Annotated in this window: 19 protein-coding genes; 18 read left to right on the top strand and 1 reads right to left on the bottom strand. The window is 71.0% G+C overall.

The features are described from left to right. The first annotated feature begins 3 nt into the window (after window positions 1–3). From VJ976_RS08730 to VJ976_RS08685, 10 genes are all read left to right on the top strand, one after another. Window positions 4–630 carry a hypothetical protein gene (locus VJ976_RS08730; RefSeq protein ID WP_324099817.1) on the top strand — a complete coding sequence of 209 codons (627 nt, stop codon included), beginning with the start codon at window positions 4–6 and terminating at the stop codon, window positions 628–630. A 1-nt stretch (window position 631) separates the two neighbouring features. Continuing rightward, window positions 632–1,420 (top strand): enoyl-CoA hydratase/isomerase family protein, encoded by a 789-nt coding sequence (locus VJ976_RS08725; protein ID WP_324099816.1) that lies wholly within the window; start codon window positions 632–634, stop codon window positions 1,418–1,420. Between the two features lie 45 nt (window positions 1,421–1,465). Continuing rightward, window positions 1,466–2,389: an ABC transporter ATP-binding protein gene (locus tag VJ976_RS08720; RefSeq protein ID WP_324099815.1), complete on the top strand. Its 924-nt coding sequence runs from the start codon at window positions 1,466–1,468 to the stop codon at window positions 2,387–2,389. Further along, a complete protein-coding gene (locus tag VJ976_RS08715) occupies window positions 2,382–3,203 on the top strand; it encodes an ABC transporter permease (RefSeq protein WP_324099814.1) in 822 nt (273 codons plus the stop codon). The genes VJ976_RS08720 and VJ976_RS08715 overlap by 8 nt, the downstream gene beginning before the upstream one ends. Before the next feature lie 57 nt (window positions 3,204–3,260). Further along, window positions 3,261–4,040: an ABC transporter permease gene (locus VJ976_RS08710; RefSeq protein WP_324099813.1), complete on the top strand. Its 780-nt coding sequence runs from the start codon at window positions 3,261–3,263 to the stop codon at window positions 4,038–4,040. Window positions 4,041–4,100: 60 nt separating this feature from the next. Beyond that, window positions 4,101–4,892, top strand: coding sequence for an electron transfer flavoprotein subunit beta/FixA family protein (locus tag VJ976_RS08705; RefSeq protein ID WP_324099812.1), 792 nt, complete (start codon window positions 4,101–4,103; stop codon window positions 4,890–4,892). A 26-nt stretch (window positions 4,893–4,918) separates the two neighbouring features. Next, window positions 4,919–5,869, top strand: a complete 951-nt coding sequence (locus VJ976_RS08700) for an electron transfer flavoprotein subunit alpha/FixB family protein (RefSeq protein ID WP_324099811.1) — start codon at window positions 4,919–4,921, stop codon at window positions 5,867–5,869. A 96-nt stretch (window positions 5,870–5,965) separates the two neighbouring features. Further along, window positions 5,966–7,162 (top strand): cysteine desulfurase family protein, encoded by a 1,197-nt coding sequence (locus VJ976_RS08695; RefSeq protein ID WP_324099810.1) that lies wholly within the window; start codon window positions 5,966–5,968, stop codon window positions 7,160–7,162. Between the two features lies 1 nt (window position 7,163). After that, a complete protein-coding gene (gene mnmA, locus VJ976_RS08690; protein WP_324099809.1) occupies window positions 7,164–8,261 on the top strand; it encodes a tRNA 2-thiouridine(34) synthase MnmA in 1,098 nt (365 codons plus the stop codon). Between the two features lie 79 nt (window positions 8,262–8,340). Next, window positions 8,341–9,354, top strand: a complete 1,014-nt coding sequence (locus tag VJ976_RS08685; protein ID WP_324099808.1) for a methionine synthase — start codon at window positions 8,341–8,343, stop codon at window positions 9,352–9,354. A gap of 9 nt (window positions 9,355–9,363) precedes the next feature. On the opposite strand, the gene VJ976_RS08680 is transcribed toward VJ976_RS08685, so the two are convergent. Next, window positions 9,364–10,104 (bottom strand): hypothetical protein, encoded by a 741-nt coding sequence (locus VJ976_RS08680; RefSeq protein ID WP_324099807.1) that lies wholly within the window; start codon window positions 10,102–10,104, stop codon window positions 9,364–9,366. A gap of 101 nt (window positions 10,105–10,205) precedes the next feature. Here VJ976_RS08680 and ligA point away from each other — a divergent pair, with 101 nt between their 5' ends. The 8 genes from ligA to VJ976_RS08640 all read left to right on the top strand — a co-directional run bounded on the left by ligA (window position 10,206) and on the right by VJ976_RS08640 (window position 19,115). Continuing rightward, on the top strand, window positions 10,206–12,389 hold the full coding sequence (gene ligA, locus VJ976_RS08675; protein WP_414693604.1) for an NAD-dependent DNA ligase LigA: 2,184 nt from the start codon (window positions 10,206–10,208) through the stop codon (window positions 12,387–12,389). A 103-nt stretch (window positions 12,390–12,492) separates the two neighbouring features. Next, the gene (locus VJ976_RS08670) at window positions 12,493–12,741 is read left to right on the top strand and encodes a glutaredoxin domain-containing protein (protein WP_324099806.1); all 249 of its coding nucleotides are present in this window, start codon (window positions 12,493–12,495) and stop codon (window positions 12,739–12,741) included. Between the two features lie 27 nt (window positions 12,742–12,768). Then, on the top strand, window positions 12,769–13,194 hold the full coding sequence (locus tag VJ976_RS08665) for a glutaredoxin domain-containing protein (RefSeq protein ID WP_324099805.1): 426 nt from the start codon (window positions 12,769–12,771) through the stop codon (window positions 13,192–13,194). 106 nt (window positions 13,195–13,300) lie between these two features. Next, entirely contained in the window at window positions 13,301–13,597 is a 297-nt protein-coding gene (gene gatC / locus VJ976_RS08660; RefSeq protein ID WP_324099804.1) for an Asp-tRNA(Asn)/Glu-tRNA(Gln) amidotransferase subunit GatC, read from the top strand. A gap of 48 nt (window positions 13,598–13,645) precedes the next feature. Further along, the gene (gatA, locus tag VJ976_RS08655) at window positions 13,646–15,133 is read left to right on the top strand and encodes an Asp-tRNA(Asn)/Glu-tRNA(Gln) amidotransferase subunit GatA (protein ID WP_324099841.1); all 1,488 of its coding nucleotides are present in this window, start codon (window positions 13,646–13,648) and stop codon (window positions 15,131–15,133) included. 29 nt (window positions 15,134–15,162) lie between these two features. Next, window positions 15,163–16,701, top strand: a complete 1,539-nt coding sequence (gene gatB, locus VJ976_RS08650; protein WP_414693605.1) for an Asp-tRNA(Asn)/Glu-tRNA(Gln) amidotransferase subunit GatB — start codon at window positions 15,163–15,165, stop codon at window positions 16,699–16,701. A gap of 43 nt (window positions 16,702–16,744) precedes the next feature. Further along, window positions 16,745–17,731 carry a DUF368 domain-containing protein gene (locus VJ976_RS08645; RefSeq protein ID WP_324099802.1) on the top strand — a complete coding sequence of 329 codons (987 nt, stop codon included), beginning with the start codon at window positions 16,745–16,747 and terminating at the stop codon, window positions 17,729–17,731. Window positions 17,732–17,744: 13 nt separating this feature from the next. Beyond that, window positions 17,745–19,115, top strand: a complete 1,371-nt coding sequence (locus tag VJ976_RS08640) for a DUF2252 domain-containing protein (RefSeq protein ID WP_324099712.1) — start codon at window positions 17,745–17,747, stop codon at window positions 19,113–19,115. The last annotated feature ends 206 nt before the right edge of the window (window positions 19,116–19,321 follow it).

Here is a 19,321-nt window from a genome sequence, read left to right as displayed (position 1 = left end):
GGCATGACCGACCCCACCGCCGTGCCGAGTTTCCCCCCGCCTGCACCGACGCCTCCTCTGCGCGGGCGCGTGCTGGACGCCTTGCAGGAGCTGGAGTTCGGCCCCGACCTGGACGGTGAGGGTGACGTCGGCTTCACGGCGGCGGAGCACAAGATGTTCGTGCGGTGTCTGGACAGCGAGAAGTTCGACATCATGCGCGTCTTCGGTCAGTGGGCGATCTCCGACCGGGTGCCGAGCGACCTGCAGACCCGGCTCAACGCCTGCAACGACGTGACCCTGGGGATGAACCTCGTCAAGGCGGGCATCGCCGGCGGCAACCTGGTGCTCACCGTGGAGCAGGTCATCGCGAAGAGGGAGAACCCGAAGGCCAAGGTCACGATCGCGGTGGGCCTGCTGGTGCAGGCGGTCGCGCTCTGGCACAAGAACGTCATCGCCAAGTCCGGCACCCAACCCCCCGCCGAGTCGGAGGAGGAGGGCCAGCCGCGACCGGAGCCGCAGCCGTGGCTCTCGGAGGCTGCCGTCCGCTCCGGCGGGTCGGCCCCGCAGGAGCAGGTCGAGCGTGCCGCGGCCGACGAACAGGACGAAGCAGCTTCCGCCGAGGCCGAGCCGGAGACGCAGGACCGTGGCTGAGATGTCCGAGAGCTTGGTCGGCTGGGAGGCCAGAGACGGCGTCGCCACACTGCGGATCGACCGTCCGCCGATGAACGCGTTGTCGACGGCCGTGCAGGACCAGATCGGTCAGGCCGCCCGGGAGCTCTCGAGCCTGCCCGCGTCCGAGGTCGCGGCGGTCGTGGTCTACGGCGGCGACACGGTGTTCGCGGCCGGTGCGGACATCACCGAGATGCAGAGGATGACCTACCCGCAGATGGTGGACCGCGCGGCTGTCATCCAGGAGTGCTTCCGCGCCGTGGCCCGGATCCCGAAGCCGACCATCGCGGCCGTGACCGGCTACGCGCTGGGCGCCGGGTGCGAGCTCGCCCTGTGCTGTGACTTTCGCGTCGCGGCCTCGGACGCCCGCCTGGGTCAGCCCGAGGTGCTGCTCGGCGTGATCCCTGGAGCCGGGGGTACCCAGCGTCTGCCGCGGCTGGTCGGCCCCGCTCGGGCCAAGGACCTCATCTTCACCGGCCGGATGGTCGAGGCGGACGAGGCGCTGCGCATCGGGCTCGTGGACGAGGTGGTCGATCCGGAGCAGGTGTATGCCGCGGCGCAGGCCCGGGCCCGGCGCTTCGTGGGCGGCCCGGCCTACGCCCTCCGAGCAGCCAAGGAGGCTATCGACCGCGGGCTCGAGACGGACCTCGACACCGGCCTGGCCATCGAGGCCAGCCAGTTCGCCGGCGTGTTCGCCACCGAAGACCGCGTCACCGGCATGACCTCCTTCATGGAGTCCGGCCCGGGAAAGGCCTCCTTCGACGCCCGCTGACTCGGTGGCAATCGGGGGTGCGCCGGTGGCGGAGGCGACCGTACGGTGAACCGGGTGATCGAGGCGCGGGGCTTGCGAAAGACCTACGGCGAGCTGGCCGCGGTAGACGGGATCGACTTCGCGGTCGAGCCCGGCGAGAGCTTCGGTCTGCTCGGTCCCAACGGAGCCGGCAAGTCGACCACCATGCGCATGATCGGGGGGACCCTGGACCGCACCGGTGGCGACCTGCGGGTGGCCGGGCTGGACCCGGGCCGGGAGGGGCCTCGTGTCCGTGCCCACCTCGGGGTCGTGCCGCAACAGGACAACCTGGACGAGGAGCTGCGGGTGGCCGAGAACCTCGTCATGTACGGACGCTACTTCGGGTTGCCTCGGCGCCACCTGACGGCCAAGGCGGCCGAGCTGCTGGACTTCGTCGAGCTGAGCGCGAAGGCGCGGGACAAGGTCTCGAGCCTGTCCGGAGGGATGAAACGGCGGCTGACGATCGCCAGGGCACTCGTCAACGACCCGTCCATCCTCCTGCTCGACGAGCCGACGACCGGCTTGGACCCTCAGGCTCGGCACACCCTGTGGGACCGGTTGTTCCGCCTCAAGGAGACCGGGACCACGCTCGTGCTCACCACGCACTTCATGGACGAGGCGGAGCAGCTCTGCGACCGGCTCATCGTCATCGACTCCGGAGTGATCATGGCCCAGGGTTCGCCCCGCGACCTCATCCGCGAGCACTCGACCCGCGAGGTGCTGGAGCTGCGCTTCGGGTCGCGGCGCAACGCCGAGGTGGTCGACGAGCTCGTCGAGATGGACTGCCGCCTCGAGGTGCTGCCGGACCGTGTCCTGCTTTACGCCGACGACGGCGAGGAGGTGCTCGGGGAGGTCCACCGTCGCGGGCTGGCTCCGGTGACCTCCCTCGTGCGCCGTTCCTCGCTGGAGGACGTGTTCCTCCGGCTGACCGGGCGAAGCCTCGTTGACTAGGGTCACGCCGTCCCCCGAGCGCAGTGCCGAGCGCGCCCGCCGGCTCGGCTGGTGGTACGCCGCGGAGAGCCAGCTGCGCAGCATGCGGGCCTACCTGGGGGCGATCACCCTCAGTGCGGCTCTGGAGCCGCTGCTCTACCTGCTGGCCATGGGCGTGGGGTTGGGCACCCTCGTCGACGCGCAGAACGGGCCCGTGGACGGGGTCGACTACCTGGTCTTCGTGGCGCCCGCGCTCTTGGTCGCCTCCGTCGTCATGTCGGTCGGCACCGAGATGACCTACCCGGTGATGGACGGGTTCAAGTGGCACCGGCTCTACTACGCGCCGGCAGCGACGGCGGTCACCCCCCAGCAGGTCGCCACCGGCCACTTCGTCGCGGCCATGATCCGGTTCACCGTGCAGGCCCTGGTCTTCTACCTGGTCATGCTGGCCTTCGGCGCGGTGACCCTCGGGGCCTCGATACTCGTCGTCCCCGCAGCCGTGCTGGCTGCGGCCGCCGCCGGCGCACCGCTGCAGGCCTTCGCCGCCACCCGCCAGGACGAGGGCGGCGCCTTCGTGTTCGTCCAGCGCTTCGTCGTGATGCCGATGTTCCTGTTCTCCGGCACCTTCTTCCCGTTGGCGTCGATGCCGCTCTGGCTTCAGTGGGTCGGCTGGGTGTCCCCGGTCTGGCACGGCAGCCAGCTGGCGCGCCTGGCCGCGTACGGTGCTCCGGTGCCCGGCTGGTTGGTCGCCGTCCACGTGCTGGTGCTTGCCGCCCTGGCCGTAACGGGGATCCACGCGTCTCGCAGGGTGTACGCCCGGCGGTTGGCGGCCTGAGTGTCCGCGGCCCGGACAGCCCTTCCTCCCCGGACCGCGGGGAGGTCCGCCACGCGGGTGCGCGGGGTCTACTCGGGCAACACGCTCGCGGTGCTGGAGCGTGGCTGGCGCGCCATCGCGGGTCAGAACTGGACCATGCTGGCCTCGGGGTTCTTCGAGCCGGTGTTCTACCTGCTGGCCATGGGGATCGGGCTGGGCGCCCTGCTGGACGCCGTGCCGGGGCCGGGCGGAGCGCCGATGTCGTATGCGGCCTACCTGGCACCTGCGCTGCTGGCCACGTCGGCCATGAACGGCGCGATCTACGACTCCACCTGGAACGTCTTCTTCAAGCTGCGCCTGTCCCGGTTGTACGAGGCGATGATGCAGACGTCCCTGGGGCCGCTGGACGTCGCCCTGGGCGAGATCGCGCTCGCCCTGTTCCGGGGACTGCTGTACGCGACCGGCTTCTTGGCCGTGATCACGGGGATGGGGCTGGTGACCTCGTGGTGGGGACTGCTCATGGTGCCGGCTGCCGTGCTCGTCGCCGCCGGTTTCGCCAGCGTCGGCATGGCCGTGACCAGCTTCCTCAAGACCTTCCAGCACATGGACGTCATCACGGTGGCTCTGCTGCCGATGTTCCTCTTCTCCGCCACCCTCTACCCGATTGAGATCTACCCCACCGCGGTGCAAGGTATGATCATGGCGCTGCCGCTCTGGCACGCGGTGGAGCTGATGAGACAGCTCAGCGTCGGATACTTCGACGCCTGGACGACAGTGCACGCCGCCTACTTCGTCGGCATGACCGCCGTGGGCCTGTGGGCGACGACGCTCCGGCTGCGTGTCCTGTTCCTCCGCTGACGGCGCCGGGAACCGCGGATGCGACGATGCCCAAACCGTGGGCCGGAAGGGGACGAGCCAGTGAAGGTCGTTGTCTGTGTCAAGTACGTGCCGGACGCCCAGTCCCAGCGGACCTTCTCCGCTGACCACACGGCGGAGCGCGCCTCGGTCGACGGCCTGCTGTCCGAGCTCGACGAGTACGCCGTGGAGGAGGCCCTCACCATTGCCGAGGACGCGGGCGAGGGACAGGTCATCGTGCTGACCATGGGCCCCGAGGAGGCAGCAACCGCGATCAAGAAGTCGCTACAGATGGGCGCCCACGAGGGAGTCCACATCAACGACGAGGCGATCGCGGGCTCAGACTCCATCGCCACCTCGCTGGTCCTGGCCGCCGCCGTCGGCAAGCTGGGCGAGGACGAGCCGGTCGACCTCGTGCTCACCGGCTTGGCCTCCACCGACGCTGTGATGAGCGTGGTGCCGGCGATGCTGGCCGAGCGGCTCGGGCTGCCGCAGGTCACCTTCGCCTCCGAGCTCACCGTGCAGGACGGCGCCGTGACCATCCGGCGCGACGGGGACGTGGCCAGCGAGACCATCCGAGCATCGCTGCCCGCGGTCGTCTCGGTCACCGACCAGATCAACGAGCCCCGCTACCCTTCGTTCAAGGGGATCATGGCGGCCAAGAAGAAGCCGGTGCAGACCTGGAGCCTGGCCGACCTCGGGGTCGACGCCGGTCAGGTCGGCCTGGACGCCGCGTGGACGCGTGTGGTCTCCGTCGACGAGGCGCCGCCGCGCAGCCAGGGCGAGATCGTGACCGACGAGGGGCAGGGTGGCCGGGCTCTGGCCGACTTCCTGACCGCCCGCAAGTTCGCCTGAGCCACAGCGACCCGAGGAGGAGAACGATGTCCGAGGTACTCGTCCTGGTCGACCACGTCGACGGCACCGTGCGCAAGACCACGGCGGAGATGCTGACCGCGGCTCGCCGGCTGGGAGAGCCGTCGGCGGTGTTCGTGGGGTCTCCCGATGAGCAGGCGCGCGCCGACCTGGCTCGCTTCGGTGCGGTCAAGATCTACCGCGTCGAGGCCGCCGAGGTGAGCGAGCACCTGGTGGCTCCCACCGCCGAGGTCCTCGCGCACCTCGTGGCGCAGACCGCGCCCACCGCGGTGCTGATCGCTTCCAGCAGCGAGGGCAAGGAGATCGCGGGCCGCCTGGCGATCAAGATCGGCTCCGGTCTGGTGACCGACGCCGTGGACCTCGAGCCGGGACAGGACGGCGTGCTCGTGACCAAGGCGGCGTTCGCGGGGTCCTACGTCACCGTCTGCACGGTCACCTCCGGCGTCCCGGTGCTGACCGTCAAGCCCAACTCGGTGACGGCGCAGGAGGCGGCGGTCGAGGAGCCGGTCGAGGAGCAGGTCGAGACCGACATCTCCACGCAGGCGAGGGCCGCGCAGGTCATCCAGCGAGAGACGAGAAAGGCCAGCGGCCGCCCGGCTCTGAACGAGGCGGCCATCGTGGTCTCGGGCGGCCGGGGCACGGGGGGCGACTTCGGGCCGGTGGAGGCGTTCGCCGACCACCTCGGCGCCGCCGTCGGAGCCTCCCGGGCAGCCGTGGACGCGGGCTGGTACCCGCACTCCAACCAGGTCGGGCAGACGGGTGTGTCGGTCTCCCCTCAGCTCTACGTGGCCGCAGGCATCTCGGGGGCGGTGCAGCACCGCGCCGGGATGCAGACGTCGAAGACCGTGGTCGCGGTCAACAAGGACGCCGAGGCCCCCATCTTCGACATGGTCGACTTCGGTGTCGTCGGCGACCTCTTCACCATCCTCCCGGACGCGGTCGAGAAGCTCTCGGAGTGAGGTGGTGAGGCTGCATCCGGGCCGTTCGCTGACCACCGCAGCCCGCGGAGGGCGTGCCTCATCGGTGCGGGGGACTGAGCCGTAGAATCGGCTCTCGTGAGCGTCTATCTCGACCACGCGGCCACCACGCCGGTGCTGCCCGAGGTCATCGACGTCGTCGCGCGCACGATGCGCGACGTCGGCAACGCCAGCTCGTTGCATACCGCCGGACGCTCGGCACGGCGGGTGGTGGAGGAAGGGCGCGAGTCGATCGCGGAGGACCTCGGAGTGCGACCCTCGGAGGTCATCTTCACCTCCGGGGGCACCGAGTCCGACAACATGGCGATCAAAGGGACGCTGTGGCGACGGTCCGCCGGCGACCCTCGCCGCCGCCGGATGCTCATCAGCGCGATCGAGCACCACGCCGTCCTGGATGCCGTGGACTTCCTGGTCACCACGGGGCAGGCCGACGTGACCTGGCTGATGCCCGATGAGGCCGGGGTGGTCACCCCCGACGTGCTGCGCTCGGCCGTCGAGGCCGACCCCGACTCGGTGGCCCTGGTCTCGGTGATGTGGGCCAACAACGAGGTCGGGGTCGTCCAACCGGTCTGCGAGCTGGCCGCAGTGGCCCGGGAGTACGGGGTTCCGATGCACACCGACGCTGTCCAGGCGGTCGGTCATCTGGACCTCGACCTCGGCTCCTGTCGGGCCGACCTGATCACGGCCACCGGTCACAAGCTGGGGGCGCCGGTCGGTATCGGGGTGCTCCTGGCCGCTCGCGACCAGGACCCGGTGCCCCTGACGCACGGAGGCGGTCAGGAGCGCCAGATCCGCAGCGGAACGCTCGACGTGCCCGGGGTCGCCGGGCTGGCGCGGGCGGTGCGGATCGCCGTCGCCCGCCAGCGCGAGGAGGCGCCGAGGCTGGCCTCCCTGCGTGACGAGCTGATCGAAGGAGCCCGTGCCATCGACCCCTCGATCAGTGTCAACGGATTCTGGGTCCCCGGTGAGGTGCACCGGCGCCTACCCGGCAACGCACACCTGCGGGTGCCGGACTGCGACGGCGACTCGCTGCTCTACGTGCTCGACGCCGCCGGGGTGCAGTGCTCCACCGGCTCGGCCTGCCAGGCCGGCGTGCCGCAGCCCAGCCACGTGCTGCTCGCGATGGGAATGAGCGAGTCCGAAGCCCGCGGCGCGCTCCGGCTCACGTTGGGCCACACCTCGAGCGCCGCGGACGTCCGCGGGTTCCTCGAAGCCCTGCCGACGGGCCTGGAGCGTTCTCGGCGTGCCCGTATGGCGACCGCCCGGGCGAGCTGACGTGCGCGTCGTCGCCGCGATGAGCGGGGGGGTCGACTCCGCGGTGGCTGCCTCACGGATGCTCGACGCCGGGCACGAGGTCGTCGGCGTACACCTGGCGCTGTCACAGTCGGCCGCCACCCTGCGCGAGAGTGCCAGGGGATGTTGCACGATCGAGGACGCCGGCGACGCCCGTCGCGTGGCCGACCGGCTGGGCATCCCGTTCTACGTCTGGGACATGGCGCAGCGGTTCGCCGACGACGTCGTGGCGGACTTCGTCGCCGAGTACGAAGCCGGCCGGACGCCGAACCCCTGCCTTCGCTGCAACGAGAAGATCAAGTTCGCCGCGCTGCTGGACAAGGCCCTGGCCCTGGGCTTCGACGCGGTAGCCACCGGGCACTACGCGCAGGTCGTCGAGACGCCCGACCCCGCTGCTCCGGCAGGCGTGCGCCGCGAGCTCCACCGGGCCGTGGACCAGGCCAAGGACCAGTCGTACGTGCTGGGGGTGCTGGACGCCGACCAGCTCGCCCGTGCCTTCTTCCCCCTCGGCGACACGACCAAGACCGACATCCGCGCCGAGGCCGCGCAGCGCGGCTTCTCGGTCGCCCGGAAGCCGGACAGCCACGACATCTGCTTCATCCCCGATGGCGACACCCGCGGATGGCTGACCGACCGGCTGGGACGCCGGCCGGGGCCCATCCTGGACACCATGGGCCAGCAGGTCGGGCGACACGACGGGGCCTACGCGTACACCGTGGGGCAGCGGCGCGGTCTCGGCTTGAGCGTGCCGGCGGCGGACGGCGCGCCGCGCTACGTCACGGCCACCCGGCCCCAGAGCAACACCGTCGTCGTGGGTACTCGCGAGCTGCTGGGGGTGGACCACATCGTCGGCGACCACGCGCGATGGTGTGGGGCCGCTCCCGAGGGCGTCGTGGCCGTCGGCGCGCAGATTCGCGCGCACGGCCACGAGCACCCCGCCACCGCCTGGGCGGACGGTGAACAGGTGCAGGTCCGGCTCGCCGAGCGCATCCGCGGAGTGGCGCCCGGCCAGTCGGTGGTGCTCTACGAGGGCACCCGGGTGGTGGGCTCGGCGACCATCACCCACGCCGACCGCCGCTGATCACCAGCCCTGTCGACGCTGATCGCCGGCACCGCGCGGCACCCGAGGGGCCCCATACTGGCGGGATGGTGTGTCTTCCATGGTGACGGTCAGCGGAATCGGGTCGTGGCCCGGTACCGATGCGCGCACCACCTTGCTCACCCTGCGCGAGGAGCTGACGGGTGAGCCCGGCGACGGCGTCGCGGGGATGCCGTACCTGCCCGAGCTGGCCGACCGAGGCCCCGGCGCCGACATGCTGGGCCGCACCGCGCACCTGCTGGTCGACCTGCCGGTGGACCTGCAGCCCCAGGGGTGGCGGCTCACGAGCCGGCCCGGCAGGGACGCCCAGCGCAGCGCATCCTGGTGGCGGGAGGATCTGGACGAGCTGGCCGAGGTCTTCAGCGGTTGGACCGGAAGGTTGAAGCTGCAGGTCGTCGGCCCCTGGACGCTGGCCAGTGAGCTGTGGCTACCGAAGGGCGAGCGGGTGCTCAGCGACGCCGGCGCCGTGCGTGACCTCGCCGCTTCGCTGAGTGCCGGGATCGACGACCACCTCACCCGGGTGCAGCATCTGCTGCCCCAGGCGTCCCTGGTCCTGCAGATCGATGAGCCCGGCCTGCCCCGCGTCCTGCGGGGCCAGGTTCCGTCCGCCTCGGGCTATCGTCGGCTGGAGTCGCCGGACGCCGACTACGCCGCTGCTCTCCTGCGCGGACAGACCACCGCTGCACGCCAGGCCGGTGCCGCGGTCACACTGATCCACTGCTGTGCCGACCGTCCGCCGCTGTCGGTGCTGCGCGAGGGTGCACCGGGGGGCCTGGCGGTCGACATCGTCAGCCTCGACGCCGCCACCTGGGAGTCGGTGGCCATGGCGGTTGAGGTGGGGACCGGCCTCGTGGCCGGAGCCATGGCTCCGGACGCCGACCCTGCCTCCTACCGCGAGGCGCACGACCTGCTCGTCGACCGGTGGCGCCGGGTCGGGCTGCCCCTGGCCGCTCTTGCCCAGGTGGGGGTCACCCCCGCCTGCGGGCTGGCCGGGACCAGCCCGCGCCAGGCGCTGGCGCTCACCCGCGCCACGGTGCACCTGGCGCGGGAGCTGGCTCAGACCGCGGCAGGGTAAGCCGATAGGTCACTGACGTCCCAGGCGCACCAGCAGGTAGACGACGGCGGCGCCGAGGCCCATCACGAGGACGCCCATGACGATGAGCAGCGTCAGCAGCATGTCCACGCTGCCCTCCTCGGACGTCTCTGCCGCCGAGGCGTCACCCTGGTCCTCCCCGGTCTCCGCCTCGCCCTGGTTCGCCGCGGTCTGTCCGTCGGCCTGCTCGTCCCCGGCGAACGGGTCCGCCGCGGCGGAGTCGTCGCTCTGCTCCGGCGAGGCGCCCCCTCCGACGTTGACCTTGACCTGGTAGGGCAGCTCCCGGTCCAGCGGGCCGAAGTCGTCGAGCTCGACCGAGACGTAGTGCGTCCCCGAGGCCACCGCGCCGTCCTCACCGGTCTGCGTGCGGTAGATCTTGGGCACGCCTTCGCTGTAGCCACCCTCCCGGCCGTAGTCGCGCTCCTGGTCGGGGGCATACAGCCGCAGCTCCACGCAGCAGCCGTAGTCCAGCGTTCCGGGTTCGGCCATCTCGACCTCGACCTGCTGGCCCTCGCCCACGTAGACCGCGTACCACCGGGCCTGCTCGTCGGCCACGGCGTCGGAGTAGGTGACTCCCGGCTCGATCGAGGTCGCCTGCGTCACCAGAGCCCCACCACTCACGGCCCGCGCGTTGTCGACGAGCAGGTCTTCGGGGCTGCCCTTCCGGGCCGTCGCCGACGGCGGCATCGTCGCCATCGCGATCAGCAGCAGGAGAAGGGGCCAGAACTTCATGCACCCTCCGCGAGGGCGAGGGAACAGGGATCGCCCACGATAGCAGCGGGCCCCGGGGGTGAGCCGCGGAGCGTGTCGGCCCCGTGGGCGAGAATGGGCTCGTGGGTGATCAGAGGACCTCACCGGCCCCCGGCGTGACCGGCGGCGCGGCGGAGGATGCGACTCAGGCTCAGGTGCCGAGCGAGGTACGGCGTGCCTGGACCGAGCTGGCGGAGCAGGTGCGGGACCACCAGTTCGCCTACTACGTGCGCGACGCGCCGACTGTCACCGACGGGGAGTTCGACGCGCTGCTCCATCGCCTGCAGGACCTCGAGGATGCCTACCCCAGCCTACGCAGCCCGGACAGCCCCACCCAACGTGTCGGCGGGACGTACTCCACCGAGTTCACCGCGGTCGACCACCGCGAGCGCATGCTCAGCCTGGACAACGCCTTCACCCCGCAGGAGATGCAGGCGTGGGCGGACCGGGTGGAGCGTGAGGCCGGTGGTGCCGAGGTGCACTATCTGTGCGAGCTCAAGATCGACGGCCTGGCCGTCAACCTGCTGTACGAGCAGGGACGCCTGACTCTCGCCCTGACCCGGGGCGACGGGCGGACCGGTGAGGACGTCACGCACAACGTCCGAACCATCGAGGGGGTCCCGCATCGGCTCACCCCGCCGGAGCGCCAGGAGAACGACGACGGCGAGCAGGTGCCCATTCCCGAGCTGGTCGAGGTCCGCGGGGAGGTGTTCTTCCCTCCCGAAGCCTTCACCGCCCTCAACGCCTCGCTGGTGGAGGCCGGCAAGGCGCCGTTCGCCAACCCGCGCAACTCGGCCGCGGGCTCGTTACGGCAGAAGGACCCTCGGGTCACGGCAACGCGCGGGCTGCGCATGCTGGTGCACGGCATCGGTGCCCGCAGCGGCTTCGACATCTCCCGGCAGTCGCAGGCCTACGACATCCTCGGCGCCTGGGGGCTGCCGGTGTCGACCCGGGCACGGGTACTGACTGAGATGGCCGAGGTCCAGGAGTTCATCGACCACTACGGCCGGCACCGCCACGACGAGGGCCTCGAGCACGAGCTCGACGGGGTGGTGGTCAAGGTCGACGAGGTGCCCGTGCAGCGGGCGCTCGGCGCGACCTCGCGTGCGCCGCGGTGGGCGATCGCGTTCAAGTACCCGCCGGAGGAGGTCACGACGCGGCTGCTCGACATCCGGGTCAACATCGGTCGCACCGGCCGCGTGACGCCGTACGGGGTGATGGAGCCGGTGCTCGTGGCCGGCTCGACGGTCGAGATGGCCACCCTGCACAACGCCGGTGAGGTGGTCCGCAAGGGCGTGCTGATCGGGGACACCGTGGTGGTGCGCAAGGCCGGCGACGTGATTCCGGAGATCCTCGGCCCGGTGTCCGAGGTGCGCACTGGGCAGGAGCGCGCCTTCGTGATGCCGACGCACTGCCCGAGCTGCGGCACCGAGCTCAGGCCCGAGCGAGAGGGGGACAAGGACATTCGCTGCCCCAACGCACGGACCTGCCCTTCCCAGCTGCGGGAGCGGTTGTTCAGCGTCGCCGGCCGGGGGGCGTTCGATATCGAGGCGCTCGGCTGGGAGGGCGTGCAGGCCCTGCTCGACGCGCAGGTGCTGCACGACGAGGGAGGTCTGTTCTCCCTGACGCGGGAGGACATCCGGTCGATCCCGCTCTACACCCGGCTGGCCAAGAAGTCGGACGAGGCCAGCCGGGTGAGCCACGGGCGGGTGCTGTCGGCCGTGGGCGAGAAGCTGGCCGACCATCTCGAGCAGGCCAAGTCCCAGCCGTTGTGGCGGGTGCTGGTGGCCTTGTCGATCCGGCACGTCGGCCCGACCGCGGCCCGGGCCCTGGCCACCGAGTTCGGCTCCATGGCTGCGATCCGGGCGGCCAGCACCGACGAGCTCGCCGCGACGGACGGGGTCGGCCCGACCATCGCCGAGGCGGTGACCGCGTGGTTCGAGGTCGACTGGCACGTGGACATCGTCGAGCGATGGGCCCGTGACGGAGTGCGGATGCAGGACGAGCGGGACGAGTCCATCGCGCGGACGCTGGAGGGCAAGACCGTTGTGGTGACCGGGTCGTTGGAGGGGTTCAGCCGGGACGAGTCCAAAGAGGCCATTGTCAGTCGCGGGGGGAGGGCTGCCGGTTCGGTGTCGAAGAAGACGGACTACGTCGTGGTCGGCGCCAACGCCGGGACGAAGGCGGCCAAGGCTGAGGACCTGGGAGTCCCGACCCTCGACGAGGCCGGGTTCGTGAGCCTGCTCGAGACCGGCGATGCGCCCTAGGCTGTGGCCTCGCCGGTCGAGCCACCCGCCGGCGCCCGGTCGTCGGTGTCCGGTGGTCTACCGTGGTCAGGAGACCCTGAGCCGCGACGAACACGGAGGACCGATGCCGGCGAAGCACAGCCCGGTGCTCATCTACTGGCGTCCGGGCTGCGGCTTCTGCGCGCGGTTGCGAGCGCGCCTGGGCCCGGTGGCGGAGAAGGCCACCTGGGTCAACATCTGGGACGACCAGGAGGCGGCGGCCTTCGTGCGGGAGGCCAACGGGGGCAGCGAGACGGTCCCCACCGTGGTGCTGGACGGCATACCGCTGACCAACCCCGACCCGCGGGTCGTCAAAGACCGTCTGGCCGCCTGAGCGGCAGCCCCGGACACAGGCATTGACGTGCAGCGCTGGCTCTGGCTCTTCGTGCTCGTCTCCGGCGTCTGGGCCGGGGTGACCTTCCTGCAGGACGGAGAGCCGGCGGCCGGCGTGCTCATGCTCGCTGTGGGGCTCGGGCTGGCTTGGTGGGTGAGCCCGTGGCGAGGCGGTCGCTCGGCGCGACACCACGAGGTGATGGCACGGCCGCGCCGCGAGCGGCCGGTCGTCATCTACTGGCGCCCCGGATGCCGGTTCTGCGCCCGGCTGCGCAGAAGGCTGGGTCGGCGGGGGCGCGAGGCCGTGTGGGTCAACATCTGGCAGGATCCCGAGGCTGCGGAGTTCGTGCGCCGGCGTAACGGCGGCGACGAGACGGTGCCCACCGTGGTCCTGGACGGGAAGGCCGTCACCAATCCCGACCCGGCCGAGGTGCTCGCGCGGCTCGACGGCTGACCCTTCGCCACCCCCAGCCTCATACGCCTCTTCGAGCCCCGAGTTCGGGGCCGGAGGTGGACGTATGTGGCTGGGGGTGGGGGAGCGGGGGTCCTAGACTGGCCGCATGTCCGCACTGTCCCGCGACGATGTCGCGCACGTGGCCATGCTCGCCCGGATCGACCTCTCCGACGCCGAGCTGGACCGGTTCGCCGTGCAGCTGGAGCAGATCGTCGGCTGGGTCGACCAGGTCGGTGAGGTGGCAACCGCAGAGGTGACCCCGATGTCGCACCCGCTGCCGCTGGTCAACGTGACGCGGCCGGACGAGGTACGCGCCTCACTCAGTGCCGACAGCGCGCTCGCCGGCGCACCCGAGGCGCAGGAGCAGCGGTTCAGTGTCCCCCGCATCCTGGACGAGGAGTAACCGGTGTCTGCGCACGCCGGAGACCCCTGCTTCCTGACCGCAGCCCAGATGGCCACCGCGCTGGTGGCCGGTGAGTTCACCTCCGAGGAGCTGGTACAGGCACACCTGGACCGTATCGAGGTGATCGACCCGCTGGTCCACGGTTACCTGCACGTGGATGCGGAGGGAGCGCTGGCCGCGGCGCGGGCCGTGGACGCCGACCGCGCGGCCGACGAGCCCTTGCCTCCGATGGCCGGGGTCCCCGTGGCGGTCAAGGACGTGGCCTGCACCGCCGGGATCCCCACCACGGCCGGCTCGGCCATGCTGGAGGGCTGGGTACCCCCGTACGACGCCACCGTCGTCGCGCGCTTGCGCGAGGCCCGGATGCCCATCCTGGGCAAGACCAACATGGACGAGTTCGCCATGGGCTCCTCCACGGAGCACTCGGCCTACGGTCCGACACACAACCCGTGGGACCTCACCCGCACCCCGGGGGGCTCCGGGGGAGGCAGTGCAGCGGTCGTGGCGGCCTACCTGGCTCCATGGGCCATCGGCTCCGACACCGGCGGCTCCATCCGCCAGCCGGCCGCGCTGACCGGCACGGTGGGTGCCAAACCCACCTACGGTGGCGTCTCGCGCTACGGGATCATCGCCCTGGCCTCCTCACTGGACCAGATCGGTCCGTGCACTCGTACCGTCACCGACGCCGCCCTGCTGCATGCCGTCATCGGCGGCCACGACCCGATGGACTCCACCTCGATCGAGGGGCCGGTCCCCCCGGTGGTGGGCGCAGCCAGCACCCGCGACCTCACCGGTACGCGCGTCGGCGTCGTACGCCAGCTCTCCGGCGACGGCTTCCAGCCCGGGGTCCGCGCGCGGTTCGACGAGGCCGTGCAGTGCCTGCGCGACCTGGGGGCTGACGTGCGCGAGGTCTCGTGCCCGCACTTCGAGGTCGCGATGGCGGCCTACTACCTCATCCTGCCCAGTGAGGCCTCGTCCAACCTCGCCCGGTACGACGCGATGCGCTACGGGTCACGCCAGGGCCCGGAGGGCATCGCCGCGCCGAGCGCCGAGCAGGTGATGGGCGCCAGCCGGGACGCCGGCTTCGGCGACGAGGTGAAGCGACGCATCATCCTGGGCACCTACGCGCTGTCCAGCGGGTACTACGACGCCTACTACGGCCAGGCCCAGAAGGTTCGCACGCTCATCGCCCAGGACTTCGCCGGGGCGTTCGAGGAGGTGGACGTCCTCGTCAGCCCCACGGCTCCGACGACGGCGTTCGGCCTCGGCGAGAACGAGGAGGACCCGGTCGCCATGTACCTCAACGACATCGCCACGATCCCGGCCAACCTGGCCGGAGTGCCGGGTCTGTCCGTGCCGGTCGGACAGGCCGACGAGGACGGTCTGCCGGTGGGTCTGCAGGTGCTGGCCCCGGCGACACAGGACGATCGGATGTACGCCGTCTCTGCGGCGGTGGAGGCGGCGCTGACGCAGGCCTGGGGCGGGCCGTTGCTGGACCGCGCACCCGCCCTGAACCAACGGGAGGAACTCACGTGAGCACCACAGGAGCCTCCAGGGACACGGCGGTGGGCGCAGAGCTGGTCGACGTGGACGAGCTGCTGACCCGGTACGACCCCGTGGTGGGCCTCGAGGTGCACGTCGAGCTGAACACCGCGACGAAGATGTTCTGCGGCTGTGCGACGGGCTTCGGGGCCGATCCCAACACCCAGGTCTGCCCGGTGTGCCTCGGGTTGCCCGGGGCCCTGCCGGTCGTCAACGCGGCGGCCGTGGAGTCGGCCATCCGCATCGGGCTCGCCCTGAACTCTCAGATCGCGCCCTGGTGCCGGTTCGCGCGCAAGAACTACTTCTACCCCGACATGCCCAAGAACTTCCAGACCAGCCAGTACGACGAGCCGATCGCGTTCGACGGCTACCTCGACGTCGATGTGGAGGACCCGGCCGGTGGCACGAGCGTCTTCCGGGTACCCATCGAGCGGGCGCACATGGAGGAGGACACCGGCAAGTCGCTGCACGTCGGAGGGACCACCGGGCGCATCCACGGGGCGGACCACTCGCTGGTGGACTACAACCGGGCCGGGATCCCGCTGATCGAGATCGTGACCAGACCCATCGTCGGGGCGGGAAGCCGTGCCCCGGCCGTCGCCCGAGCCTACGTCGCGGCCCTGCGCGACCTGCTGCGCTCGCTCGGTGTCTCCGACGTGAAGATGGAGCAGGGCTCGCTGCGCTGCGACGCGAACGTCTCGCTGCGCCCCCGGGCCGGCGAGGACCCGGCCGGTCCGGATCAGCTGGACGTGCCGCTGGGCACCCGGACCGAGACCAAGAACGTGAACTCGCTGCGCTCGGTGGAGCGAGCGGTGCGCCATGAGATGTCCCGGCACGCGGCCATCCTCGATGCCGCCGAGCCGGTCACCCAGGAGACGAGGCACTGGCACGAGGACACCGGGATGACCACCGCGGGCAGGCCCAAGTCGGACGCAGACGACTACCGCTACTTTCCCGAGCCGGACCTGGTACCGGTGGCCCCGAGCCATGAGGACGTCGAGCGCCTTCGCGCGTCGCTGCCCGAGCCTCCGGCGCAGCGCCGTAAGCGGCTGCAGGCCCAGTGGGGGTACAGCGACCTCGAGATGCGCGACGTCGTCAACGCGGACGCGCTGGACGTCATCGAGCAGACGGTGGCGGCAGGTGCCTCACCGGCGGCGGCCCGGAAGTGGTGGACCGGTGACCTTGCACGCCGGGCCAACCAGATGGCCTTGCCGGTCACCGGTCTCGGGGTCACTCCGGCGCACATCGCCGAGCTCGACGAGATGGTGCGAGCCGGTCGCGTGAACGACTCGATGGCCCGGCAGGTCATGGACGGGGTGTTGGCTGGTGAGGGCACCCCGGCCCAGGTCGCCGAGGACCGCGGGCTCGCGCTGGTGCAGGACGACGCGGCGCTGGAGGCTGCGGTCGATGAGGTCATCGCCGCCAACCCCGGCATCGCGGAGAAGATCCGCGGCGGCAAGGTGAACGCGGTCGGGGCCCTCATCGGCCAGGTCATGAAGCAGATGCGCGGCCAGGCCGATGCCGCCAAGGTGCGCGAGCTCATCCTGTCGCGCCTGACCTGACCTCGGTCCCAGGATCTCGCGCTCGGACCGATAGCCTGCCCTGGTGTCCGATCCCGATACTGCCGGCTCAGGCAAGGACCGCCGACCGGCGCGGCTGCTGCCACTGGACCTGGTCCGCGGCTTCCTGATCGGCTCGGCCGAGCTGGTGCCGGGGGTCTCCGGCGGCACGGTGGCGCTGGTGACCGGCGTCTACGAGCAGCTCATCGCCTCGGCCTCGCACGTGCTCGCGGCAGCCCGAGCCCTGGCGGTCGGGCCGGACCGCAGGCGCGCGACGCTCACCGAGTTGCGGCGCACCGACTGGCGGCTGATCGTGCCGGTCCTGGTCGGGATGGCCCTCGCCGTGCTCACCATCGCCGGGGTGATGAGCAGCTTCGTCACCGACCACCCCGAGAACGCCCGCGGCTTGTTCTTCGGGCTGGTCGCGGCCAGCATCATCGTCCCGATCCGGATGCTGCCTGAGCCTCATCGCGCGCCGGCTCTGGATGCGGGCCTGGCCGTGCTCGCGGCAGTCACGGCCTACCTGCTGGTCACTCTGGCCACCGGAGGGAGCAGCACCGACCCGCCCCTGTATGTCGTCTTCCTCGCCGCGGCGGTCGCGGTGTGTGCGCTCGTGGTGCCCGGGGTCTCCGGGTCGTTCCTGCTGTTGGCGATCGGCATCTACACCGTGACTCTCGACGCGGTCAGCGAGCGTGACCTGGTCTACATCGCCGTCTTCGGGGCGGGGGCGGTGTGCGGGCTCGCCTCGTTCGTACAGCTGATCGGCTACCTGTTGCGCGAGCACCGTCGCACCACGCTCGTGGTGATGACCGGCCTGATGGTCGGGTCGCTGCGGGCCTTGTGGCCGTGGCAGTCCAGCAGCGGCGGCGGGGAGGCCAGTGGTCCGGGTGCACTGCTGGCTCCCACCGAACCGCTCGTCGGCCCGTTGTTGCTCATGGCCCTCGGGGTTGCGGTCGTGCTTGCCCTGGTCTGGGTGCAGGCCCGCTCCGAGCGCCGCGACGAGCACGACCGGGCGCCCGAGGCGCAACGCTGAGAGGATGGCGGTCGTGAGTGACGACGAGCGCAGCGACCAGGGCCAGCGCAGTGAGCATGACCAGCGCAGCGACGAGATCGTGCAGTGTCTGCAGGAGAGCTTCGCCGAGCTCATGCAACATGCCCCCGATGCCTTCCGGACCAAGTTCCGCAAGATGGCGCGAGACCCCTTCGCCTTCTACCGCGGGACGGCGTGCCTGTTCTACGCCGACCTGGGTGGTCATACGCACGTGGACTCCGCGCTGACCGGCTCCGACGAGCGATGGTGGGGCGAGCACGGAGCACGCATCTGGATCCAGGGCGACCTGCACGTGGAGAACTTCGGCACCTACATGGCCGGCGACGGGCGTCTGGTCTTCGACGTCAACGATTTCGACGAGGCCTACGTGGCGCCCTGGACCTGGGAGATCCGCCGGTTCGTCGCCTCCCTGGCCCTCGTCTGCTGGGGTAAAGCGCTCCCGGACGGGGTCATCGACGACCTCGTCGACACCTACGTACGGGCCTATGCGGACGAGGCCCGCGAGTTCACCGACCACGACAACATCGAGTGGGCGCTGACTCTGGACAACGCCCAGGGTGCGGTGCTGGACACCCTGCGCAAGGTCAAGCTCGTCAGTCGCGAGGAGTTTCTCGGCCAGGTCACCGTGGTCGAGGAGTATCGGCGGCATTTCGAGAGCACCTACGGCACGCCGCTGGACGACGCCCAGCGCAAGGCGCTCGACGAGGCGTTCGACACCTACCAGGAGACGCTGTCGAAGGAACGTGACTCCCGGATCCGGTTCGACGTCCTCGACGCGGTCGAGCTCGGGGCTCTGGGGATCGGCAGTGCGGGCCTGCCCGCCTACTCGGTCCTCATCGAGGGGGAGACCCAGGCGCTGGGAAACGACGTGATCATCACCATGAAGCAGGGCCAGGAGGCGGCCCTGGAGCGGGTGATCACCGACGAGCGCATCGGCAACGCGTTCAGCGACCACGGTCACCGCACCGCGGTGTCGCAGCGTGCGCTGCAGGACCACACCTCGCCCTACCTGGGGTGGACCGAGATGAACGGCTCCGGCTTCGTGGTCAGCGAGTTCTCGCCGTACGAGGAGGACCTCAGCTGGGAGGACGTGACCGAGCCCGACGACATGCGAGTGCTCGTGCGTCAGCTCGGTCAGGCGACGGCCAAGATCCACTGCGTCGCCGACGACGAGTCGGGGCACGAGCTGGTCGACGTGTCCGTCGAAGAGGTCATCACGCAGGCCATCGGCGATGACGTGCAGACCCTGGTAGAGGAGATGACGGCGTTCGCCCACGCCTACGCTGCTCAGGTGCGCCACGACCACCGGCTGTTCGTGGAGGCCTTCCGTGCCGGAGCGTTCTCCGAGGTCGACCCGACGACCTAGTCGGGCCCGGCCGGGAGGAGGCGAAACCGGCTCACGGGGAAGGGAGAGGGACCTCAAGCAGTCGGTCGTCGCCCTCCTCGGGGTCCCCGCGGCTGGTGTTGTTGGTCAGCACCCAGAGCTGGTCGTCCGGGCTGTTCACCACGCTGCGGAGTCGGCCGAACTCGCCGTCGAGCAGGCGCTCCGGCTCACCGAGACCCCCGTCCTCG

The sequence above is a fragment of the Ornithinimicrobium sp. genome (genome assembly GCF_035267225.1).
Taxonomy (GTDB): Bacteria; Actinomycetota; Actinomycetes; order Actinomycetales; family Dermatophilaceae; genus Ornithinicoccus.
This window is presented reverse-complemented; position numbering and strand designations above follow the sequence as displayed.